25 protein-coding genes and 1 tRNA gene are annotated in these 16,699 nt (G+C 58.6%); 15 read left to right on the top strand and 11 right to left on the bottom strand.

The window, feature by feature from the left end:
* Positions 1 to 66 precede the first annotated feature (66 nt).
* The 5 genes from NOR97_RS05410 to nthA all read right to left on the bottom strand — a co-directional run bounded on the left by NOR97_RS05410 (position 67) and on the right by nthA (position 3,437).
* Positions 67 to 303 (bottom strand): DUF2842 domain-containing protein, encoded by a 237-nt coding sequence (locus NOR97_RS05410; RefSeq protein ID WP_170346564.1) that lies wholly within the window; start codon positions 301 to 303, stop codon positions 67 to 69.
* Positions 303 to 1,598: an adenylosuccinate synthase gene (locus NOR97_RS05405; RefSeq protein WP_257600455.1), complete on the bottom strand. Its 1,296-nt coding sequence runs from the start codon at positions 1,596 to 1,598 to the stop codon at positions 303 to 305. The genes NOR97_RS05410 and NOR97_RS05405 overlap by 1 nt, the downstream gene beginning before the upstream one ends.
* 224 nt (positions 1,599 to 1,822) lie before the next feature.
* Positions 1,823 to 2,152, bottom strand: a complete 330-nt coding sequence (locus NOR97_RS05400; RefSeq protein ID WP_170346562.1) for a nitrile hydratase accessory protein — start codon at positions 2,150 to 2,152, stop codon at positions 1,823 to 1,825.
* Positions 2,149 to 2,826: a nitrile hydratase subunit beta gene (nthB, locus tag NOR97_RS05395; protein WP_257600454.1), complete on the bottom strand. Its 678-nt coding sequence runs from the start codon at positions 2,824 to 2,826 to the stop codon at positions 2,149 to 2,151. The genes NOR97_RS05400 and nthB overlap by 4 nt, the downstream gene beginning before the upstream one ends.
* Complete coding sequence (nthA, locus tag NOR97_RS05390; protein WP_257600453.1) at positions 2,823 to 3,437, bottom strand: nitrile hydratase subunit alpha; 615 nt, start codon at positions 3,435 to 3,437, stop codon at positions 2,823 to 2,825. The genes nthB and nthA overlap by 4 nt, the downstream gene beginning before the upstream one ends.
* Before the next feature lie 151 nt (positions 3,438 to 3,588).
* Here nthA and secG point away from each other — a divergent pair, with 151 nt between their 5' ends.
* The 12 genes from secG (at position 3,589) to NOR97_RS05330 (ending at position 12,830) form a co-directional block, all read left to right on the top strand.
* Positions 3,589 to 3,951 carry a preprotein translocase subunit SecG gene (secG, locus tag NOR97_RS05385; protein WP_170346559.1) on the top strand — a complete coding sequence of 121 codons (363 nt, stop codon included), beginning with the start codon at positions 3,589 to 3,591 and terminating at the stop codon, positions 3,949 to 3,951.
* 160 nt (positions 3,952 to 4,111) lie between these two features.
* Positions 4,112 to 5,755 carry a CTP synthase gene (locus NOR97_RS05380; protein ID WP_170346558.1) on the top strand — a complete coding sequence of 548 codons (1,644 nt, stop codon included), beginning with the start codon at positions 4,112 to 4,114 and terminating at the stop codon, positions 5,753 to 5,755.
* A gap of 123 nt (positions 5,756 to 5,878) precedes the next feature.
* A complete protein-coding gene (locus NOR97_RS05375; RefSeq protein ID WP_170346557.1) occupies positions 5,879 to 6,361 on the top strand; it encodes a bacterioferritin in 483 nt (160 codons plus the stop codon).
* Between the two features lie 168 nt (positions 6,362 to 6,529).
* Positions 6,530 to 7,306 (top strand): isocitrate lyase/phosphoenolpyruvate mutase family protein, encoded by a 777-nt coding sequence (locus NOR97_RS05370; protein WP_257600451.1) that lies wholly within the window; start codon positions 6,530 to 6,532, stop codon positions 7,304 to 7,306.
* 78 nt (positions 7,307 to 7,384) lie between these two features.
* Positions 7,385 to 7,675, top strand: a complete 291-nt coding sequence (locus tag NOR97_RS05365) for a DUF1330 domain-containing protein (protein WP_257600450.1) — start codon at positions 7,385 to 7,387, stop codon at positions 7,673 to 7,675.
* Between the two features lie 42 nt (positions 7,676 to 7,717).
* Positions 7,718 to 8,167, top strand: a complete 450-nt coding sequence (locus NOR97_RS05360; protein WP_257600449.1) for a TerB family tellurite resistance protein — start codon at positions 7,718 to 7,720, stop codon at positions 8,165 to 8,167.
* Positions 8,168 to 8,187: 20 nt separating this feature from the next.
* Positions 8,188 to 8,625 (top strand): TerB family tellurite resistance protein, encoded by a 438-nt coding sequence (locus tag NOR97_RS05355; RefSeq protein ID WP_170346554.1) that lies wholly within the window; start codon positions 8,188 to 8,190, stop codon positions 8,623 to 8,625.
* Positions 8,622 to 9,389, top strand: coding sequence for a phosphate/phosphite/phosphonate ABC transporter substrate-binding protein (locus NOR97_RS05350; protein ID WP_257600448.1), 768 nt, complete (start codon positions 8,622 to 8,624; stop codon positions 9,387 to 9,389). Before NOR97_RS05355 ends, NOR97_RS05350 begins: the two co-directional genes overlap by 4 nt.
* Before the next feature lie 109 nt (positions 9,390 to 9,498).
* A complete protein-coding gene (locus NOR97_RS05345) occupies positions 9,499 to 10,275 on the top strand; it encodes an ABC transporter ATP-binding protein (protein WP_257600447.1) in 777 nt (258 codons plus the stop codon).
* A 33-nt stretch (positions 10,276 to 10,308) separates the two neighbouring features.
* The gene (locus NOR97_RS05340) at positions 10,309 to 11,058 is read left to right on the top strand and encodes a transporter substrate-binding domain-containing protein (protein WP_152457566.1); all 750 of its coding nucleotides are present in this window, start codon (positions 10,309 to 10,311) and stop codon (positions 11,056 to 11,058) included.
* 81 nt (positions 11,059 to 11,139) lie between these two features.
* The gene (locus tag NOR97_RS05335) at positions 11,140 to 12,027 is read left to right on the top strand and encodes an ABC transporter permease (RefSeq protein ID WP_257600833.1); all 888 of its coding nucleotides are present in this window, start codon (positions 11,140 to 11,142) and stop codon (positions 12,025 to 12,027) included.
* Positions 12,024 to 12,830, top strand: coding sequence for an ABC transporter permease (locus NOR97_RS05330; protein WP_257600446.1), 807 nt, complete (start codon positions 12,024 to 12,026; stop codon positions 12,828 to 12,830). The genes NOR97_RS05335 and NOR97_RS05330 overlap by 4 nt, the downstream gene beginning before the upstream one ends.
* A 94-nt stretch (positions 12,831 to 12,924) precedes the next feature.
* On the opposite strand, the gene NOR97_RS05325 is transcribed toward NOR97_RS05330, so the two are convergent.
* Positions 12,925 to 13,001, bottom strand: a tRNA-His gene (locus NOR97_RS05325).
* A 47-nt stretch (positions 13,002 to 13,048) separates the two neighbouring features.
* A complete protein-coding gene (locus NOR97_RS05320; RefSeq protein ID WP_170346550.1) occupies positions 13,049 to 13,531 on the bottom strand; it encodes a GNAT family N-acetyltransferase in 483 nt (160 codons plus the stop codon).
* Between the two features lie 77 nt (positions 13,532 to 13,608).
* Between NOR97_RS05320 and NOR97_RS05315 the strand changes: the two genes are divergently transcribed.
* The gene (locus NOR97_RS05315) at positions 13,609 to 13,797 is read left to right on the top strand and encodes a DUF6324 family protein (RefSeq protein ID WP_152457562.1); all 189 of its coding nucleotides are present in this window, start codon (positions 13,609 to 13,611) and stop codon (positions 13,795 to 13,797) included.
* A gap of 2 nt (positions 13,798 to 13,799) precedes the next feature.
* Here NOR97_RS05315 and NOR97_RS05310 read toward each other — a convergent pair whose 3' ends face one another.
* The gene (locus NOR97_RS05310; RefSeq protein ID WP_170346549.1) at positions 13,800 to 14,231 is read right to left on the bottom strand and encodes an MmcB family DNA repair protein; all 432 of its coding nucleotides are present in this window, start codon (positions 14,229 to 14,231) and stop codon (positions 13,800 to 13,802) included.
* Positions 14,232 to 14,345: 114 nt separating this feature from the next.
* On the opposite strand from NOR97_RS05310, the gene NOR97_RS05305 reads away from it, so the two are divergent.
* Both NOR97_RS05305 and NOR97_RS05300 read left to right on the top strand, forming a co-directional pair.
* Positions 14,346 to 14,669, top strand: a complete 324-nt coding sequence (locus NOR97_RS05305; RefSeq protein ID WP_170346548.1) for a helix-turn-helix transcriptional regulator — start codon at positions 14,346 to 14,348, stop codon at positions 14,667 to 14,669.
* Positions 14,662 to 15,087, top strand: a complete 426-nt coding sequence (locus NOR97_RS05300; RefSeq protein WP_257600444.1) for an SRPBCC domain-containing protein — start codon at positions 14,662 to 14,664, stop codon at positions 15,085 to 15,087. The genes NOR97_RS05305 and NOR97_RS05300 overlap by 8 nt, the downstream gene beginning before the upstream one ends.
* Positions 15,088 to 15,301: 214 nt before the next feature.
* Here NOR97_RS05300 and NOR97_RS05295 read toward each other — a convergent pair whose 3' ends face one another.
* From NOR97_RS05295 to NOR97_RS05285, 3 genes are read right to left on the bottom strand one after another with little or no spacing between them, the layout of a single operon-like run.
* Complete coding sequence (locus NOR97_RS05295; protein ID WP_257600443.1) at positions 15,302 to 15,607, bottom strand: hypothetical protein; 306 nt, start codon at positions 15,605 to 15,607, stop codon at positions 15,302 to 15,304.
* 59 nt (positions 15,608 to 15,666) lie between these two features.
* The gene (gene nusB, locus NOR97_RS05290) at positions 15,667 to 16,149 is read right to left on the bottom strand and encodes a transcription antitermination factor NusB (RefSeq protein WP_171119535.1); all 483 of its coding nucleotides are present in this window, start codon (positions 16,147 to 16,149) and stop codon (positions 15,667 to 15,669) included.
* Positions 16,146 to 16,697: a 6,7-dimethyl-8-ribityllumazine synthase gene (locus NOR97_RS05285; protein WP_170346544.1), complete on the bottom strand. Its 552-nt coding sequence runs from the start codon at positions 16,695 to 16,697 to the stop codon at positions 16,146 to 16,148. Before NOR97_RS05285 ends, nusB begins: the two co-directional genes overlap by 4 nt.
* Positions 16,698 to 16,699 lie beyond the last annotated feature (2 nt).

Raw genomic sequence — 16,699 nt, 5'->3', positions numbered from 1 at the left:
ACACGACTCGACGTTGCCCATTGTACCGGGCCCGACCTGCCGCCTTGGTCCGAGCAATGGCCCGGCTCAGGATTGATCCGGGTCCTCTTTGCCAACGCCGCGAAAAACGAACTTGAACGGCAGGGCCCAAAGAATGCCCAGAACGATATAGACCAGAAGTTCCACCCATATTTTGGGGCGCTCCAGCCAGTTCAGAACCGTCACCACCGCCACAATATAAAGTGGCAGGCCGATCACAAGTATAACCAACGACCAGCGCCGGCGCGCCTTGTAGCTCAGACCTGTTTTCTGCTCTTTGTTCATCAATCAGCAAACGGGTCGGTCACCAGAATGGTGTCGTCCCGCTCCGGGCTGGTGGACAAAAGGGCCACAGGGCATTCGATCAGCTCTTCCACGCGGCGGACATACTTGATTGCGTTGGCAGGCAAATCGGCCCAGCTGCGCGCGCCTTCGGTGGATTCGCTCCAGCCCGGCATTTCTTCGTAGATCGGGGTGCAGCGCGCCTGCTGGTCAGCCGCTGTCGGAAGATAGTCCAAGCGTTCACCGTCCAGCTCATACCCTGTACAGATCTTCAGGGTTTCGAACCCGTCCAGAACGTCCAGTTTTGTCAGAGAAATACCGTTCACGCCACTGGTCGCACAGGTCTGACGGACAAGGCACGCATCGAACCAGCCACAGCGGCGCTTGCGACCTGTTGTTGTTCCAAACTCATGTCCGCGTTCCCCAAGGCGTTGACCATCCGCATCCTCAAGTTCTGTCGGGAATGGGCCTTCGCCGACTCGGGTGGTGTAGGCTTTTACAATCCCCAGAACAAAGTCGATCGAGCCCGGTCCAATCCCCACACCTGTCGCAGCTTGTCCTGCGATCACGTTGGACGAGGTCACGAAGGGATAGGTGCCGAAATCAATGTCCAGCAGCGCGCCTTGCGCCCCTTCGAACAGGATGCGTTTTCCGGCTTTGCGCTTTTCGTTCAAAACTTTCCACACAGGCGCGGCAAACGGCAGTATCTCTTGCGCGATCTCTTTCAATTGGGCGATCAGCGCGTCGCGGTCGACCGGTTCGATCCCCAGACCTTTGCGCAGCGGGTCATGGTGCTGCAAAGCACGGTCCACCCGAGCCTCGAGCGTAGCCTCATCCGCCAGATCCGCGACGCGAACGGAACGGCGCCCGACCTTGTCTTCGTAGGCCGGTCCAATCCCACGACCAGTGGTGCCGATCTTGGTCCCCTTGCTGGCTGCCTGTTCGCGCGCACGATCCAACTCTCCGTGGATCGGCAGGATCAACGGGGTGTTCTCGGCAATCATCAGCGTATCGGGGGTGATCTCTACACCCTGTGCCTGGATGGTCGCGATTTCCTTGACCAGATGCCATGGGTCCAACACCACGCCGTTGCCGATGACGCTCAGCTTACCGCCCCGCACGACACCGGACGGCAGAGCGTGCAGCTTGTAAACTTCGCCATCAATCACCAGCGTATGTCCGGCATTGTGCCCGCCCTGAAAACGCGCGATCACGTCCGCCCGCTCGCTGAGCCAGTCGACGATCTTGCCTTTTCCTTCGTCACCCCACTGGGCGCCGACAACAACCACGTTGGCCATATCTGGTCCTTTTGCGCTGAGTTATCAAACCCGGCTCATATAGCGGGGCGCAAACGGCAGGGAAACCGATATTTCGCCGCAGATGAAAATCGCGCGAACGCGCGATGCCTCCGGCGGGGATATTTATGGCCAGATGAAAAGCGGATCCCTTGCTTCAACTGGCTGAAAATATCCCGGGGGAGCCGCACGGAACGGGCGGCGGGGGCAGAGCCCCCTGCCCGACATCAACGCAGATGCACCGGTTGCCCATGAGGTGTCATCAGATAAGCCTCTTCCCAGGACTGATGTAGCCCTTTTACCTCCTGTGGCGGCGCGACGCCCTGCTCGGCCAGCAACCCCTCTAGCGTTTCCAGCCATGCCTGGAAATAGTCGTCGCCGCCATCCAGCTCTCGCGTGAGCCCGTGGCGCTTCAACGTGTCCGAGAATCGCGCCGCCCAATCGGACCAATCGAACCGTCCCGCCTCGTTCAGGGCAACGGTGACGGCAAAGACCTGAGCGTGCCAGGGTTCGGCAAACACCGGTTCTGGGGCTGAATGTTCGTTGCATCCGCTCATGCCGGTTCCAGATAGCTTTGCCAGAGATCCAGCACCACTTCGTCATCCGGATGCTCCGGGCTGGTCCAAAGTTCCGAAGCGGGGAAGACCACCGCATAGATCGGTTCAGGCGCTTCGCCCAGCCCATGAGCATTGGAATCGGGCAGGACATGGGTTCCGTGCAGGCGAAGTATTCGCCCTTTTGCACCGGACGCATAATTCGGCAGGCGTGTGTGCCCGCCATCCACAATGCGATTTCCCGCTGGGCGGGTCGTGACCACCTGTTGACCGACAGAAAACTGCACCGACACGTTCGAAGGCCTGTCCGCTGGCCCACCTTTGGCCAGAGCCGCTGACACGGCCTCCGCCTTGAGCATCCGTTCTGCCAACGGATGCGGCCCATCCTCTCCGCCGCCGCGCAGGTCATCCAGGGAAAGAACGCCGCGTTCCACCAACAGGTCAGCCAGGCCCGAGATCCATTTCTCGTAGTAGGAAAACCGCGAATAGTCTTTTGGCGACAACCGTTCCCTTGCGTGGCGGGATATGTCTATGTTCCACTGCCCCAGAAAACCGGAGGCAAGTGTCACCGCCAGCGCACGTGCGTGCCAGTCTTCGGCAAAAAACGGCGCATCTTCGGCCTCGGGATTTATCGGACCATCTCCAAAGCGGCCGCCCATATCGTGAACGCGGGTCATGAAAGGGCCTTCGGCAGACCCGTGCCGATCATGCTGTCACGTGTCACAAGTGCGGCAAGCGCCTCCTCACTCATCCCATCGGTACCTTCGGGACGCATCGGCAGAACAAGATAGCGAACCTCGGCCGTCGAATCCCAGACCCTTACGGACGTTCGCTCGTCCAAGGTGACACCGAATTCGGCCAGCACTTTGCGGGGCTCACGCACCGCTCGGGCCCGGTAGGCGTCAGACTTGTACCAGCCCGGCGGGATACCCAGCAACGGCCAAGGATAGCAGCTGCACAAGGTGCAGACGACCATGTTGTGCCGGGCCGGCGTGTTTTCGACGACAACCATGTGTTCGCCCTGGCGACCATAATAGCCGAGATCCGCGACCACCGGGGTGGCGTCTTTCAGCAGCGCGGCCTTGAAAGCTGGGTCGCTCCAGGCTTTTGCGACAACACGCGCGCCGTTCTGCGGGCCAATTTTGTTCTGATAGGTGTCGATGATTTCGTCCAGAGCCGCCGGGTCGATCAGGCCCTTGCGGGTCAGAATCGTTTCCAGCGCTTTGACGCGCAGCGCGGGTTCGGGCGGCAAAAGGGCGTGCGGGTGGTCGTGGTCGTCATGTGGCATGGGCCGCAGCCTGCGTCACGCATCGGCGTTCTGTCCAGTCCCTTTGACGTGATATGACATATCACGTGCGGTGATGCGAACTCGTGACTTGCCCCCGCTGGCAAACTTGCATAAGTACCACGCGATACACGCCACGCTGTACAGGACCACCATGGAAAACGTCGTTCTCATCATCCACCTTCTTTTGGCTCTGGGCCTGATTGCCGTTGTTCTGATGCAACGGTCCGAAGGCGGTGGCCTTGGCATGGGCGGCGGCGGTGGTGCCATGACAGGCCGTGCAGCAGCGACCGCTTTGGGCAAACTGACATGGATCCTCGCCGCTTGCTTCATCGTGACCTCGATCACGCTGACCATTCTGGCGGCGCAGAAGTCTTCGGGCAGCTCGGTGATCGACCGTTTGGGCGTCCCGGCTCCGGCTTCAAGCGAAGAAAACACTCCGGCAATTCCGTCGGCGGATGACCTTCTTCCGCCTGCACAGGGCGACAACGCGCCGCTGATCCCGCAGGCCGACTGACCTACAAAACCTAGAAACCAGGAAGAGGACTGCAACAGCATCTTGCGGTTCTCTTGCGCTTTTGGCGCGAATCCTTTATACGTGAAGTCCCGTGATGCAGCGGTTTTTCGAAACCGTCGGGCAGCTGATTTTGACGTCTCACGGGAGCAGCCGAAAAACTATGGCGCGTTTTATTTTCATCACTGGTGGTGTGGTTTCGTCCTTGGGCAAAGGACTGGCTTCGGCGGCGTTGGGCGCCTTGTTGCAGGCCCGGGGATACTCGGTACGCCTGCGCAAGCTGGACCCCTATCTGAACGTCGATCCGGGCACGATGTCGCCGTTCGAACATGGTGAGGTTTTCGTCACCGATGACGGGGCGGAAACCGATCTGGACCTAGGCCACTATGAACGCTTCACCGGCGTGGCCGCACGCAAGACCGACTCGGTCAGTTCGGGGCGGATTTATTCAAACGTGCTCGAAAAGGAACGCCGCGGCGATTACCTGGGCAAGACCATTCAGGTGATCCCGCACGTCACCAACGAGATCAAGGATTTCATCGCCATTGGCGAGGATGAGGTTGATTTCATGCTGTGTGAGATCGGCGGCACCGTGGGCGATATCGAGGGCCTGCCGTTTTTCGAGGCGATCCGCCAGTTCAGTCAGGACAAACCGCGCGGGCAGTGCATTTTCATGCACCTGACACTGTTGCCTTACATCAAGGCCTCGGGCGAACTGAAGACCAAACCGACTCAGCACTCGGTAAAGGAACTGCGCTCGATCGGTCTGGCACCCGATATTCTGGTCTGCCGCTCGGAAGGGCCGATCCCGACCAAGGAACGCGAAAAACTCGCCTTGTTCTGCAACGTGCGCCCCGACAGTGTGATCGCAGCGCAGGACCTGAGCACCATCTATGACGCGCCGCTGGCCTATCACCGCGAAGGTCTGGATCAGGCCGTTTTGGACGCGTTCCAGATCAGCCCGGCGCCCAAGCCCGATCTGGCCAAATGGGAAGATGTCAGCGACCGTATACACAACGCCGAGGGCGAAGTGAAAGTTGCCATCGTGGGCAAGTATACCCAGCTTGAAGACGCCTATAAGTCGATTGCCGAGGCGCTGACCCATGGCGGCATGGCCAACCGGGTCAAGGTCAAGGTCGAATGGGTTGACGCCGAGGTGTTCGACAACGAAGACGTCGCACCGTATCTTGAAGGTTTCCACGCCATCCTCGTCCCCGGAGGCTTTGGTGAGCGCGGGACCGAAGGCAAGATCAAAGCCGCGCAATATGCGCGCGAACACAAAGTCCCCTATCTGGGCATCTGCCTGGGTATGCAGATGGCCGTGATCGAGGCCGCCCGGAATGCGGCTGGCATCACCGAAGCAGGGTCCGAGGAATTCGACCATGAAGCCGGGAAAAAGCGTTTTGAGCCCGTCGTGTACCATCTGAAGGAATGGGTGCAGGGCAACCACAAGGTCGAGCGCAAAGTCGGCGACGACAAGGGCGGCACCATGCGTCTGGGCGCCTACAACGCGGTGCTGGCAGAGGGATCGAAAGTCGCCGAGGTTTATGGCGGCACACAAATCGAAGAGCGCCACCGTCACCGTTATGAGGTGGACATCAAGTACCGTGAGCAGCTTGAAAAGGCGGGGCTCAACTTCTCGGGCATGTCGCCGGACGGTCGCTTGCCAGAGATCGTGGAATGGTCGGATCACCCATGGTTCATCGGCGTGCAGTACCATCCGGAACTGAAATCCAAACCGTTCGACCCGCATCCCCTCTTCCGCGATTTTGTCCGCGCTGCGAAAGACACCTCGCGCCTGGTCTGACCTTGGGCTGTGTCGGACTGTCACCCCGCGTTGTTTTGTGTGGGCTGATCTCTTAACTGTGGGTGTAAGCAGAATTTCTGCTTACACATGTTCGATGCCGTTCAGAGTTTCAGGAGATGTCCGATGAGCAACGCAACAACGATTACCAACCTTCAACAAGCGCTTCACATGGAGCTGACGGCGGCGCACCAGTATCAGCTGCATGCCCATGTGCTGGAGGACTGGGGGCTGGACATCCTTGCCGAAAAAATGCGCGCTGAAATGCAGGAAGAACTGGGTCACTCCGACGCGTTCATCGAGCGTATCCTGTTCCTTGGCGGCGTGCCCGAGCTTGCGTTTCAGAAAAGTCCGGCAGCCGCGGGGTCTCTGGAAGACATGTTTGCCGCGGATCTGAAGGATGAAACCGAGGCGGTCGACTTCTATACCAAGGCCGCGTTGCAGGCCGCCGAGGTCGGCGATGTCGGGTCAAGGACCCTGTTCGAACGCATCTTGCTGGAAGAAGAAGGCCACAAGGACTGGCTGGACACCCAGTTGAACCTGTTGAAGCGTTTGGGTGAGGCCAACTTCAGCGCAAAATTCGTATCCGGCGCGGCAGAAGAAGCCTGAGGCACGCACCGCCGCCTGCCCATGCACCAGCATGGCTCGGACCATCTTGCCGTGGACCGGGTCATGCGGTTTCCGTCACTTCAATGTGACGCGACCGAGCAAAAAAACCTCTACTCGGTCTGCCCTCATGGGGTTAACTGTTGATCACACCACGACAGGAGTGCCCCGATGAGCGATCAATCCCAAAGCGCGAAGACATTTACCAGCCTTCACAAAAAGGGCGACCCCGTCATTCTGTTCAACATCTGGGATGCCGGCAGTGCCGGCGCGGTGCGGGATGCAGGCGCGCAAGCCATTGCCACCGGCAGCGCACCTGTTGCCATGGCACAGGGTTTTGGCGACGGTCAGAACATCCCGCTAGAGGCCGCATTGGACAATGCGCGCCGCATCGTTGCAGCGGTTGATCTTCCGGTGACACTGGATTTCGAAGGGGCATATGCCGAAGATCCACAGGGCATTGCACAAAACGTCAAGCGTGCGCTGGGTTGCGGCGTGGTTGGTTTCAACTTCGAAGATCAGATCATCGGCGGCGACGGGCTGTACGATACAACGGTTCAGGCCAAACGCGTCGAAGCCATGCGCGCGGCCTGCGAAGACGCGGGCATACCTGCCTATGTCAACGCAAGAACGGACATTTTCCTGAAGGCCCCGGCGGAAACACATGATGAGGCGATGCTGAACGACGCCATTGCCCGTGCTTCGGCCTATGAGGCAGCGGGCGCCAGTGGTTTTTTTGCTCCGGGGCTGAAAGACGAGGCGATGATCGGCCATCTGTGCGAGCGTACGAACCTACCGGTCAACATCATCGCCCTGCCCGGCACCCCCGGCACACCGCGTCTGGCTGAACTGGGGGTTGCGCGCGTCAGCTATGGTCCGGTTCCTTATCGCCAGATGATCAAGTGGTTAACAGATCAGGCGCATGCCGCTATTCACTACCGCACCTGATCACCCTGAAGTTGTGGGATTGCAATTGCCGCCACTTCTCATCACCCTGCTTTTGAAACCGAACAGGAGGCAAGCCCGATGAAAGGCTATTGGGTTGCACATGTCGATGTGAACGACATGGACACATACAAGACCTACATTGCTGCAAATGCAGAACCCTTTGCAGCTTACGGTGCGCGCTTTCTGGCGCGCGGTGGAGAACGCGAAGTGAAGGAAGGCGCAGCGCGCGCCCGGACCGTCGTGATCGAATTTCCCAGCTATGAGGATGCGCTTGCCTGTTACGAAAGCGAAGCATACCAGAAAGCCAAAGCACTGCGCGCCCCGGTCTCGATGGGCGATCTTGTGATCATTCAGGGCTATGACGGGTAGACTACGCTTGGCGCACCACAAAATATGGAATAACCTTTCGCCATGTTGAAAAAGTTCCTTCAGGCGCTCAGACCGCCCCAGCATGAACATCTTCCGGACCCGGATGCCGAACTTGCTCTGGGCGCGCTCATGGTGCGCGTGGCGCAGGCTGATCGGGACTACAAGCTGGAAGAGATCCGCCTGATCGACAAAATCCTCGCCCGTCTTTACCAGCATAACGCGATCGAAGCAGCCAAGGTGCGCGCCACTTGCGAAAAGCTTCACGCGGCCGCGCCGGATACCGATACCTTCGGCAAGCTGATCCGCGAGACCACGGATCTGAAGGAACGCCTGGCGGCACTGGATGCGCTGTGGGAAGTTGTCCTGGCAGATGGAAACACCGACGAAGGCGAGGTGAAAATCGTCGAGGAAGCCCGCGTTGCCATGGGGTTGAGCTTCAATGACAGCAAGGCCGCACGTGAACGCGTTCAAAGCCGCTTGGATATGAGTTAGGCGCTCGCTATATCTAACGCATGTTCAGTGAGTTTCTTTCCAGGCTTACGCAGCCTCAGCCCGATCCTCTTGTCGACGATGACGCCCGCCTTGCCCTGACGGCCCTGTTGGTGCGACTGGCGCGGTCCGACAATGACTATTCCGATTCCGAAATGGCCCGTATCGACCGAATCTCGGCGCAACGTTATGGCCTGTCGCCGTTCGAAAGCGCCGCCCTGCGCACCCGCGCCGAAGATCTTGAGGCCGAGGCCCCGGACACCGTCCGCTTTACCCGAGCCATCAAAGAGGCGGTTGCTTATGAAGACCGCTTGGCGGTCGTTCAGGCGCTGTGGTCCGTGGCTTTGGCCGATGGGCACCGCACCAGCGAGGAAGATTCGCTGCTGCGCCTGGTGGTCAGTCTTCTGGGCGTCAGTGACGTGGATTCCGCTTTGGCACGGCAAAAGGCTGCAAAATCGTGATTGCCATGCTGGGCATGTATGACATGCCCTCCCTGCAAGCCGCCAATGACAGGTTCTGGGGATTGATTCGCGCCGAACTTGGATCAGGCCCCCAAACCCTTACCCGCGACAAAGATGTGTGGGAGGTCTGGCGAGCCCCGAACCTGGTTCTGGCCCAAACCTGTGGCATGCCGTTTCGAACCCGATTGCACGGTGACGTGCAACTGGTTGGCACCCCGGACTATGGCCTGCTCGGATGTCCCCCTGGCTATTATTGCTCGGTCTTTGTGGCGCGGCATGACGACGACCGGGATCTGGCGGGGCTGAGCACAGGCGTGTTCGCGTATAATGAGGGCTTGTCCCAATCCGGCTGGGCAGCCCCGATTACACATATGGCTCAGGCAAACCTGCGCCCCGCCGGACTGCTGGAAACCGGCGGGCATGCGCTGTCCGCCCAAGCCGTCGCAGACGGCAAAGCCGACTTTGCCGCGCTGGACATACTGACATGGCTGATGCTGCAACAACATACCAATCTGGGGACCAAACTGCGCGAACTGGCAAGAACGTCTCCGACTCCGACCCTTCCCTACATCACGTCGATGGGTCGGAATCCGCAGGTCATTGCGGGCGCTGTACGGGCCGCGATTGACCAGCTTTGCGACGATGATCAACGATTGCTGCATATACGCGGGTTGATCGACATTCCCGCGGCGCACTACTTGGCTGTGCCCACTCCGCCTTCTCCCAAAGATGGCGGATCAGCGACTGCCCGATTTGTCGACTGATTCTGGCCAATTTGGGTGTTTCTCCGCTTGATTCTGTCATTTGCGCATTGCATTGACCTTTTTTTTCGGTCCTAGTACCGCACCAACACCACCAACCACTGGACTGCCCGTGACAGAAACTGCCCCCGTCATCGAAATCAAAGACCTTCACAAAAGCTTCGGAAATCTAGAGGTGTTGAAGGGGGTCGATATCACGGCACATCGCGGTGACGTGGTATCATTGATTGGGTCGTCCGGGTCCGGAAAGTCGACGCTTCTGCGGTGCTGCAACCTTTTGGAGGACAGCCAGCAGGGCGAAATCCTTTTTAAGGGTGAGCCTGTCAAATGGTCCGGGGAAAAGCACGGGCGCCGTCCTGCCGACCCCAAACAGGTCCTGCGCATACGCACCAACCTGTCGATGGTGTTTCAACAGTTCAATCTGTGGGCGCATATGACCATCCTGCAAAATGTGATGGAGGCCCCAGTGACCGTTCTGGGGCGCGACAGGGCCGAGGTGGAAGACAGCGCGCGTAAGTATCTGGACAAGGTTGGCATCGGCGACAAATGCGACGCTTATCCGGCGCAATTGTCCGGAGGACAACAACAGCGCGCCGCCATCGCCCGCGGCCTGTGCATGGAACCCGAAGCCCTGCTGTTCGATGAGCCCACTTCGGCACTGGATCCCGAGCTGGAACAGGAAGTGATCAAGGTGATCAAGGACCTGGCCGTCGAAGGGCGTACCATGATCATCGTGACGCATGACATGAAAATGGCCGCCGACATCTCAAGCCACGTGGTGTTCCTGCACCAGGGCCTGATCGAGGAAGAAGGCACGCCGGAAGATATCTTTACATCTCCTGAATCCGAACGGCTTCGGGGTTTTCTCTCCGCCACTCAGGCGGCCTAACTTCAAAAACAGAACCAAACTGGGGAGCAACCAATGAAAAATCTGATTCTGTCCACTGCCGCACTGGCGCTGACCGCCGGTATCGCCATGGCCGACACGGTCCGCATGGGGACCGAGGGCGCCTACCCTCCGTACAACTTCATCAATGATGCGGGCGAAATCGACGGCTTCGAGCGTGAAGTCGGCGACGAACTGTGCAAGCGCGCGAACCTGGAATGTGAATGGGTCAAGAACGACTGGGATTCGATCATTCCGAACCTGGTCTCGGGCAACTACGACACCATCATCGCAGGCATGTCGATCACTGACGAACGTGACGAAGTCATCGACTTCACACAGAACTACTTCCCGCCTGCGGCTTCGGCCTATGTCGGTGCGTCTGAGGATGTTGATGTCACCACCGGCGTCGTTGCCGCACAGACCGCCACCATTCAGGCAGGCCACGTAGCCGAGTCGGGCGCGACACTGGTCGAGTTTGCAACTCCGGAAGAAACCATCGCTGCCGTCCGCAACGGTGAAGCCGATGCCGTGTTTGCCGACAAGGACTTCCTGGTGCCGATCGTCGAAGAATCCGCCGGAGAGCTGGTCTTCGTGGGTGATGACGTGCCGCTGGGCGGTGGCATCGGACTGGGCATCCGTGAATCGGATGGCGAACTGCGCGGAAAGTTCGACGAGGCTATTACCTCGATGAAAGCGGACGGTTCGTTGAACGAACTGATCATCAAGTGGTTCGGCGAAGGCGTTCCGACCTACAACGCTGACGGTTCGGTCGTTACAAACTAATCCGTATCAAGCGGTTCGGCGCGTCCGTCGCGCCGAACCCTGCCCGGTTGAAATCCGGGTATGACGTTCGAAAGACGCTTCATGTTTTCCTATTGCGCTGACCCTGACACGCTCGGAACATTCCGCTGGTTCTCCTGCTACCTGACCAACGGCGTGCACTGGTCCTTCTACCTGTCCTTCCTCAAGGTGTTGGGATTGCTGGCGGTGACCGCGCCGGTTGCATTGGCGTTTGGCTTTATGGGCGCAATGGCCGCCCGATCACATTTCCCACCTCTGAGCTGGCTGGGTAAAGGATATATTGCCGTTGTGCGCGGTGTTCCGGACATCGCCTTCTTCCTGTTTTTCGTGATAGCCTTGGACCAGGCGTTCGAATGGACTCGGCATAAGATCCTGTGCCCTGAATGGACCGACCCGATCCGTCAGGGAAATGATTTTATCGTCTGTCAGGCGGCCAAGCTGCCATTGGGGACCGCACCGGAATGGATGCATGAAACCTACGGCTTTTTCCTGGCTGTTATTACTTTCTCAATCGTTTTCGGCGCGTTTGCCGCGAACGTACTGTTTGGTGGAATGCGCGCCGTGCCCCACGCGCAGCTTGAAACCGCCGAAGCATATGGCATGTCCCGTCGCCAGACCTTCTGGCGCATCCTTGTGCCGCAGATGTGGGTCTATGCCCTGCCTGGCTTGTCGAACCTTTGGATGGTTCTTATCAAGGCCACGCCGCTGCTGTTCCTGCTGGGTATCGAAGACATCGTCTATTGGGCCCGCGAACTTGGCGGCACCAAGACGTCCAAGTTTACCCAGTATCCGCATGGCGACTGGCGCATGTGGTACTTCCTGTTCCTGCTTGTCTTCTACCTCGGCATGACGCGCATGTCTGAACTTGGGCTGGAGAAGCTGATGCGGCGGCTGTCCCACGGGCAGGCCACATCAGGCGGCGAGCTTCTGCGCAAGGAGACCACGGCATGAGCTGCTTGCAAACCATTCAAGACTATGGCCTGCGGTCCCTGGGTATCGGCGAGCGTCTGCTGCCCAAAAGTGACTTCACCCTGTGCGAACAGTTCACACTGATCGGGTCGGGCATGATCTGGAATGTCTATTTCGGGATCATGGCTCTGGCGACCGGGTTCTTCCTGGCCACCGCCCTCGCAGTAGGTAAGGCATCCAGCAACAAATGGCTCCGCAAGCCTTCGGAATGGTTTATCTTCCTGTTCCGCGGCTCGCCCTTGTTTATCCAGTTTTTCTTCGCCTATTTCCTGTTCCTGTCGCTGAAGAAATCCAACCCGATGTTCGACGCCTTCACCTCGGCCTGGCTTGGGGCGCTGATCGTGTTGTTCCTCAACACCGCGGCCTATACGGGCGAGATTTTCTATGGCGCGCTAAGGTCCATTCCCAAGGGCGATATCGAAGCTGCGGATGCCTATGGCATGTCAGGCTGGGCCCGTTTTCGTCGGATCGTCTGGCCCACCATGTTGCGGCTTGCCTGGCCTGCCTACACAAACGAAGCAATCTTTCTCTTCCACGCAACAACGCTGGTCTTCTTTTCAGCCTTCCCGGCATGGCAGCAACGCGGAGACGCCCTGTATTACGCCAGTTACTTTGCAGACAAGACGTTCAACCCGTTCATCCCGTACCCGATACTGGCGTTCTATTTCATCCTGCTGACGCTGGTGATCGTCGGAGGCTTTGGCCTGATCAACAAACACCTGAACCGGCACCTGCCAGTCGCAAAACGGGCCAAGATGCGGTTCAAACTGAACCTGGCGCGCTGAGTTTCGGCGCGCCAGCCACGTCTGGACACCAAACCAAATCAACGCCAATCACCGCGCGCCCGCGCGCTTTTCCGCACATTCAAAGGGGGGGAAGTGGTACCGCCTCCCTGGCTTGAACAGGGGACCTCTGGATCCACAATCCAGCGCTCTAACCAACTGAGCTAAGGCGGCACTCGTGAGGGGCGATGTACCGAACACGCCCGCGGAATGCAAGAGGATTAAAGCCGAAATTTCCAGCTTTGTTCGACAAGATCGACACCGAAGGAATGCACCGCTTTGCTGTCCATCAGCTCCCAGCCAGACGCCTTGTACAGAGCGCATGCGGCGGTATGGCTTTCATGCGTCCAAAGGACCATTTCCCGGTATCCTGCCTCGCGCGCGAAGGCAGTACACGCTTGCAGCAGGCGCTTTCCCAGCCCCAGCCCTCGTGCTTTCGGGACAAGCAGAAACAGCCGCAGCTTGGCGGTATTTCGGTCAACAGAAACGCAAAAAATACTGCCCAGACGTTGCCCTTCCCGTTCCGCGATCCAGCCTCTTTCAAGCTCGGGGTCACTGCTGTCCATGAAATCATCAAGGATGCTGGCCACCAAGGGGGCAAAGCTGTCATCAAACCCTTCGTCGCGCGCATAAAGCAGACCGTGCTGCTCAACCAGCCACGCGGCGTCATCGGGGCGAAAGGATCTGAGAACGGCGTCTTCCATGTCTCATCTGACCGCAAAGGTGACTTGATTCTCAACCCCGTGCGCGCTAGCAGGAACGCTCAGTCTCGGAGGCACAGATGGGCATCAATACCGAACGCGACATTCAGGCAAACCTGCAAATCGGTCCGACCGATCAGGGTATGGTCCGCCTGTTCATCGAAGCTGACGGCATCGAAATACCGATGGATTTTGACCCGGAAGAAGCAGAAGAAATCGCCGACGAAATTCGCGCCGCGGTACAAGCCGCCCTTGCCGTCAAAGGCTGACCTTACAGCCTGGGATCCCGTAGCGCATGCAGGCGGCGCGCGGCATCCGTTGCAAATTTCTGGATCATCTTCTTGCGCCGCGCCGGTGCGATTTTGTCCTCGGGCGCCATGCGCACGATTTCCGCATCATAGGCATCGGCGATGATCAGGCCTGTTTCATCAGGCAACAAATCGGTCGGGAATTCTGTATCGACGGCCCAGAAGAATCGGTCACACCATTCCAAATAGCCCTGCCATTTCGAATCCGACTGATAATCGGCACGGCTGGATTTGCATTCAATCACCCACAACTCACCCTTTGGCCCCAGCCCCATGACATCTACGCGCAATCCGCGCGCAGGCACGAATTCCTCTACGGAAACAAAGCCATGCGCCGAAAGATGCCGCGCGACGCCACGTGCCAGTCTCTGTCCAGGTTGCAGATCCAAAGTCATAGCTGAAAATGTGAACAATTAGCGAACAAAAGTAAAGTATCTTTGCACCTTGACATAGTACCTTCTGGTATCGCATTAATGTGACACCAAAAGGTATTATTTCGGGGGTTACTTATGGAGAATCAAACTCAAAACGCGTTTCGCGCGCTGGCCGATCCCACACGCCGGAACATCGTGCGACTGCTCTCGTCACAGGACATGACGATCGGGCAGTTGACCGACCGGTTCGACATGACCCGGGCTGCGGTCAAAAAGCACCTGACGGTTCTGTCCGACGGTGGATTGATCACAGTCGAAGCGCGCGGCCGGGAACGCATCAATCGACTTGAACCACAGGGTATGGCCCCGGTGCTCGATTGGCTCAGCTATTTTGACCAGTTCTGGGACGATCGCCTCAACTCTCTCAAGGAAGCCATTGAAAGGAAACAAAATGACTGATGCCGTATTGAAGAAATCGATCTTCCTTAGGGCGGAACCGGAAACCGTTTGGGCCTATCTGACGGAACCTGAGCATCTGGCGGAATGGTTCCACAAACCTGAAAGAACACTGGCAGAAGGTCAGAAGCTTGAGATGTTCGGCACAACAAGCGGCGACTTGTTGATCTGGGGAGAGGTCCGTGTCGCCCGCCCGCCGAAATACCTTGAACACACCTTTACCGTCAAACCGATGGGAGACGCTGTAAGCCTGGTCAAATGGACATTGGAGCCGGTGTTGGGCGGCACGCGTCTTGAGCTTGTGCACGAAGGATTACCGCAAGGCGTCGCAGCTTTTGATCTGATCTTGGCCCTGGACAAAGGATGGGACGAACATTTCGGCAAGTTGCGTTTGGCATTGCACGAAACTGTTGTCGCCTGACCTCTTGCGCGAACCCGTCAGACACCCTACTTAAGCGCGTGGCGGGTTCTGCCCTTCTTGTGACAGGTAGCATTCTGGTGGCCTTAAGCAATTCCGAGGGGGCTGGCTCTGTTCAGGTCCTGGCCTGATTACCCGGCGCCCACCTGTACATACAGGTCCTCGGGAATCAAACCGCACGGTTGACTGGTGGTCCCGCCGCACTTTCCCTGAAATATCAGCGCCCTGCGCGGGCTTCCTGTTTCACGGCTGCCGGCTCGAAACTGTGTGCGACCGGTGTTCCCCGACGTGGCCCCTGCGGCTTTTCCGCCATGCTCATGATTTTGTACGCGAACTGAACGCCGGCAAAGACGATACCGTTCATGAACCAGATCATCACCAACGCGATCAGGCCGATTTCCGACCCGGTGATCAGGTGCCGAAGATTCGCGACATTCAGCGCCAAGAGCACCCCGACAAACACGGCCGAAATGACAAAACCCCAGGCGACTTGCGTGATATAAAGGCGGATCAGTTTGGGCATGGCGAACCTCCTTGCGCTTTGTTGACAATGCTAGCGCAAGTCTGGTTCAGGTAAACGTGTCAGAACGCCTCGGGCTGGGCCTCGCGCGCCATGTGATCCAGCACGGCATTGACGAATTTTGGTTCTTTACCCTCAGGGAAAAAGGCACGTGCCACATCGACAAACTCGGTGATCACCACCTTGGGCGGTGTGCCGCTTTGGGTCAGTTCCGCACCCGCCGCGCGAAACAGCGCGCGCAGGGTCGGGTCGATGCGCGCGATCGGCCACTTCGCCACCAGCGCGCGGTCGGTCATCTGGTCGATCGGCGCCTGATAGTTCACCGCGTCATCCACCAGCTTGCGGAACAGCGTGCTGTCGCCCTCAAGCATCTCGTCACCCTCGTAGACCGCGCCGAACCGATGGTCCAGAAACTCGTTGACCACCTGCTCGGTCGTCTGGCCCGACTGCTCCATCTGGAACAGCGCCTGCACGGCATAAAGCCGCGCGGCGGATTTCATCAGGCGTTTCCTGTTTGCCGGTTTCGGCGTGTCTGTCTGGGTCATGCTGTCGTGGGTCCGTTGTTGTCGCCCGCCACCAGGATGGACTCGGACGGCGGCTTGAATCCGACGCCCTTTTTCGAAGCGCCCCACTTACGGCTGAGCGCGATCAGATGCAAGGCCGCAGCAGCCGCGCCGCCCCCTTTATTCATCTTTTCGGGATTGGCGCGGACTTCGGCCTGCTCGTCATTCTCGACCGTCAGGATGCCGTTGCCGATGCACAGCCCCTGTAGGCCCAGCAGTTGGATCGCGCGGCTGGAATCGTTGCAGACGGTCTCGTAATGCGTGGTCTCACCGCGAATGACGCAGCCCAGCGCGACATAGCCGTCAAAGTTGCACTGTCGGTCGGCCATGGCGATGGCTGTGGGAATTTCCAGCGCTCCGGGCACTTCGACCACTTCGCAGGTGCCGCCAGCCGCTTCGATCTCGGCCGTGGCACCCGCAATCAGGTTGTCGGCGATCGAGCGGTAGAACGGAGCCGCCACGATCAGCAGTTTCACCGGCTTGTCGAAGCTGGGTGTCGGCAGAATTCCGTGTTTGTCTTGTTCAGCCATGT

It is taken from the genome of Ruegeria sp. YS9 (genome assembly GCF_024628725.1).
Taxonomy (GTDB): Bacteria; Pseudomonadota; Alphaproteobacteria; order Rhodobacterales; family Rhodobacteraceae; genus Ruegeria; species Ruegeria atlantica_C.
This window is presented reverse-complemented; position numbering and strand designations above follow the sequence as displayed.

Excerpts from the sequence above, each read along its gene's own strand:
- NOR97_RS05410 (WP_170346564.1), bottom strand. The coding sequence starts at position 303 with ATGAACAAAGAGCAGAAAACAGGTCTGAGCTACAAGGCGCGCCGGCGC.
- NOR97_RS05405 (WP_257600455.1), bottom strand. The coding sequence starts at position 1,598 with ATGGCCAACGTGGTTGTTGTCGGCGCCCAGTGGGGTGACGAAGGAAAA.
- NOR97_RS05400 (WP_170346562.1), bottom strand. The coding sequence starts at position 2,152 with ATGAGCGGATGCAACGAACATTCAGCCCCAGAACCGGTGTTTGCCGAA.
- nthB (WP_257600454.1), bottom strand. The coding sequence starts at position 2,826 with ATGACCCGCGTTCACGATATGGGCGGCCGCTTTGGAGATGGTCCGATA.
- nthA (WP_257600453.1), bottom strand. The coding sequence starts at position 3,437 with ATGCCACATGACGACCACGACCACCCGCACGCCCTTTTGCCGCCCGAA.
- secG (WP_170346559.1), top strand. The coding sequence starts at position 3,589 with ATGGAAAACGTCGTTCTCATCATCCACCTTCTTTTGGCTCTGGGCCTG.
- NOR97_RS05380 (WP_170346558.1), top strand. The coding sequence starts at position 4,112 with ATGGCGCGTTTTATTTTCATCACTGGTGGTGTGGTTTCGTCCTTGGGC.
- NOR97_RS05375 (WP_170346557.1), top strand. The coding sequence starts at position 5,879 with ATGAGCAACGCAACAACGATTACCAACCTTCAACAAGCGCTTCACATG.
- NOR97_RS05370 (WP_257600451.1), top strand. The coding sequence starts at position 6,530 with ATGAGCGATCAATCCCAAAGCGCGAAGACATTTACCAGCCTTCACAAA.
- NOR97_RS05365 (WP_257600450.1), top strand. The coding sequence starts at position 7,385 with ATGAAAGGCTATTGGGTTGCACATGTCGATGTGAACGACATGGACACA.
- NOR97_RS05360 (WP_257600449.1), top strand. The coding sequence starts at position 7,718 with ATGTTGAAAAAGTTCCTTCAGGCGCTCAGACCGCCCCAGCATGAACAT.
- NOR97_RS05355 (WP_170346554.1), top strand. The coding sequence starts at position 8,188 with ATGTTCAGTGAGTTTCTTTCCAGGCTTACGCAGCCTCAGCCCGATCCT.
- NOR97_RS05340 (WP_152457566.1), top strand. The coding sequence starts at position 10,309 with ATGAAAAATCTGATTCTGTCCACTGCCGCACTGGCGCTGACCGCCGGT.
- NOR97_RS05335 (WP_257600833.1), top strand. The coding sequence starts at position 11,140 with ATGTTTTCCTATTGCGCTGACCCTGACACGCTCGGAACATTCCGCTGG.
- NOR97_RS05330 (WP_257600446.1), top strand. The coding sequence starts at position 12,024 with ATGAGCTGCTTGCAAACCATTCAAGACTATGGCCTGCGGTCCCTGGGT.
- NOR97_RS05320 (WP_170346550.1), bottom strand. The coding sequence starts at position 13,531 with ATGGAAGACGCCGTTCTCAGATCCTTTCGCCCCGATGACGCCGCGTGG.
- NOR97_RS05315 (WP_152457562.1), top strand. The coding sequence starts at position 13,609 with ATGGGCATCAATACCGAACGCGACATTCAGGCAAACCTGCAAATCGGT.
- NOR97_RS05310 (WP_170346549.1), bottom strand. The coding sequence starts at position 14,231 with ATGACTTTGGATCTGCAACCTGGACAGAGACTGGCACGTGGCGTCGCG.
- NOR97_RS05305 (WP_170346548.1), top strand. The coding sequence starts at position 14,346 with ATGGAGAATCAAACTCAAAACGCGTTTCGCGCGCTGGCCGATCCCACA.
- NOR97_RS05300 (WP_257600444.1), top strand. The coding sequence starts at position 14,662 with ATGACTGATGCCGTATTGAAGAAATCGATCTTCCTTAGGGCGGAACCG.
- NOR97_RS05295 (WP_257600443.1), bottom strand. The coding sequence starts at position 15,607 with ATGCCCAAACTGATCCGCCTTTATATCACGCAAGTCGCCTGGGGTTTT.
- nusB (WP_171119535.1), bottom strand. The coding sequence starts at position 16,149 with ATGACCCAGACAGACACGCCGAAACCGGCAAACAGGAAACGCCTGATG.
- NOR97_RS05285 (WP_170346544.1), bottom strand. The coding sequence starts at position 16,697 with ATGGCTGAACAAGACAAACACGGAATTCTGCCGACACCCAGCTTCGAC.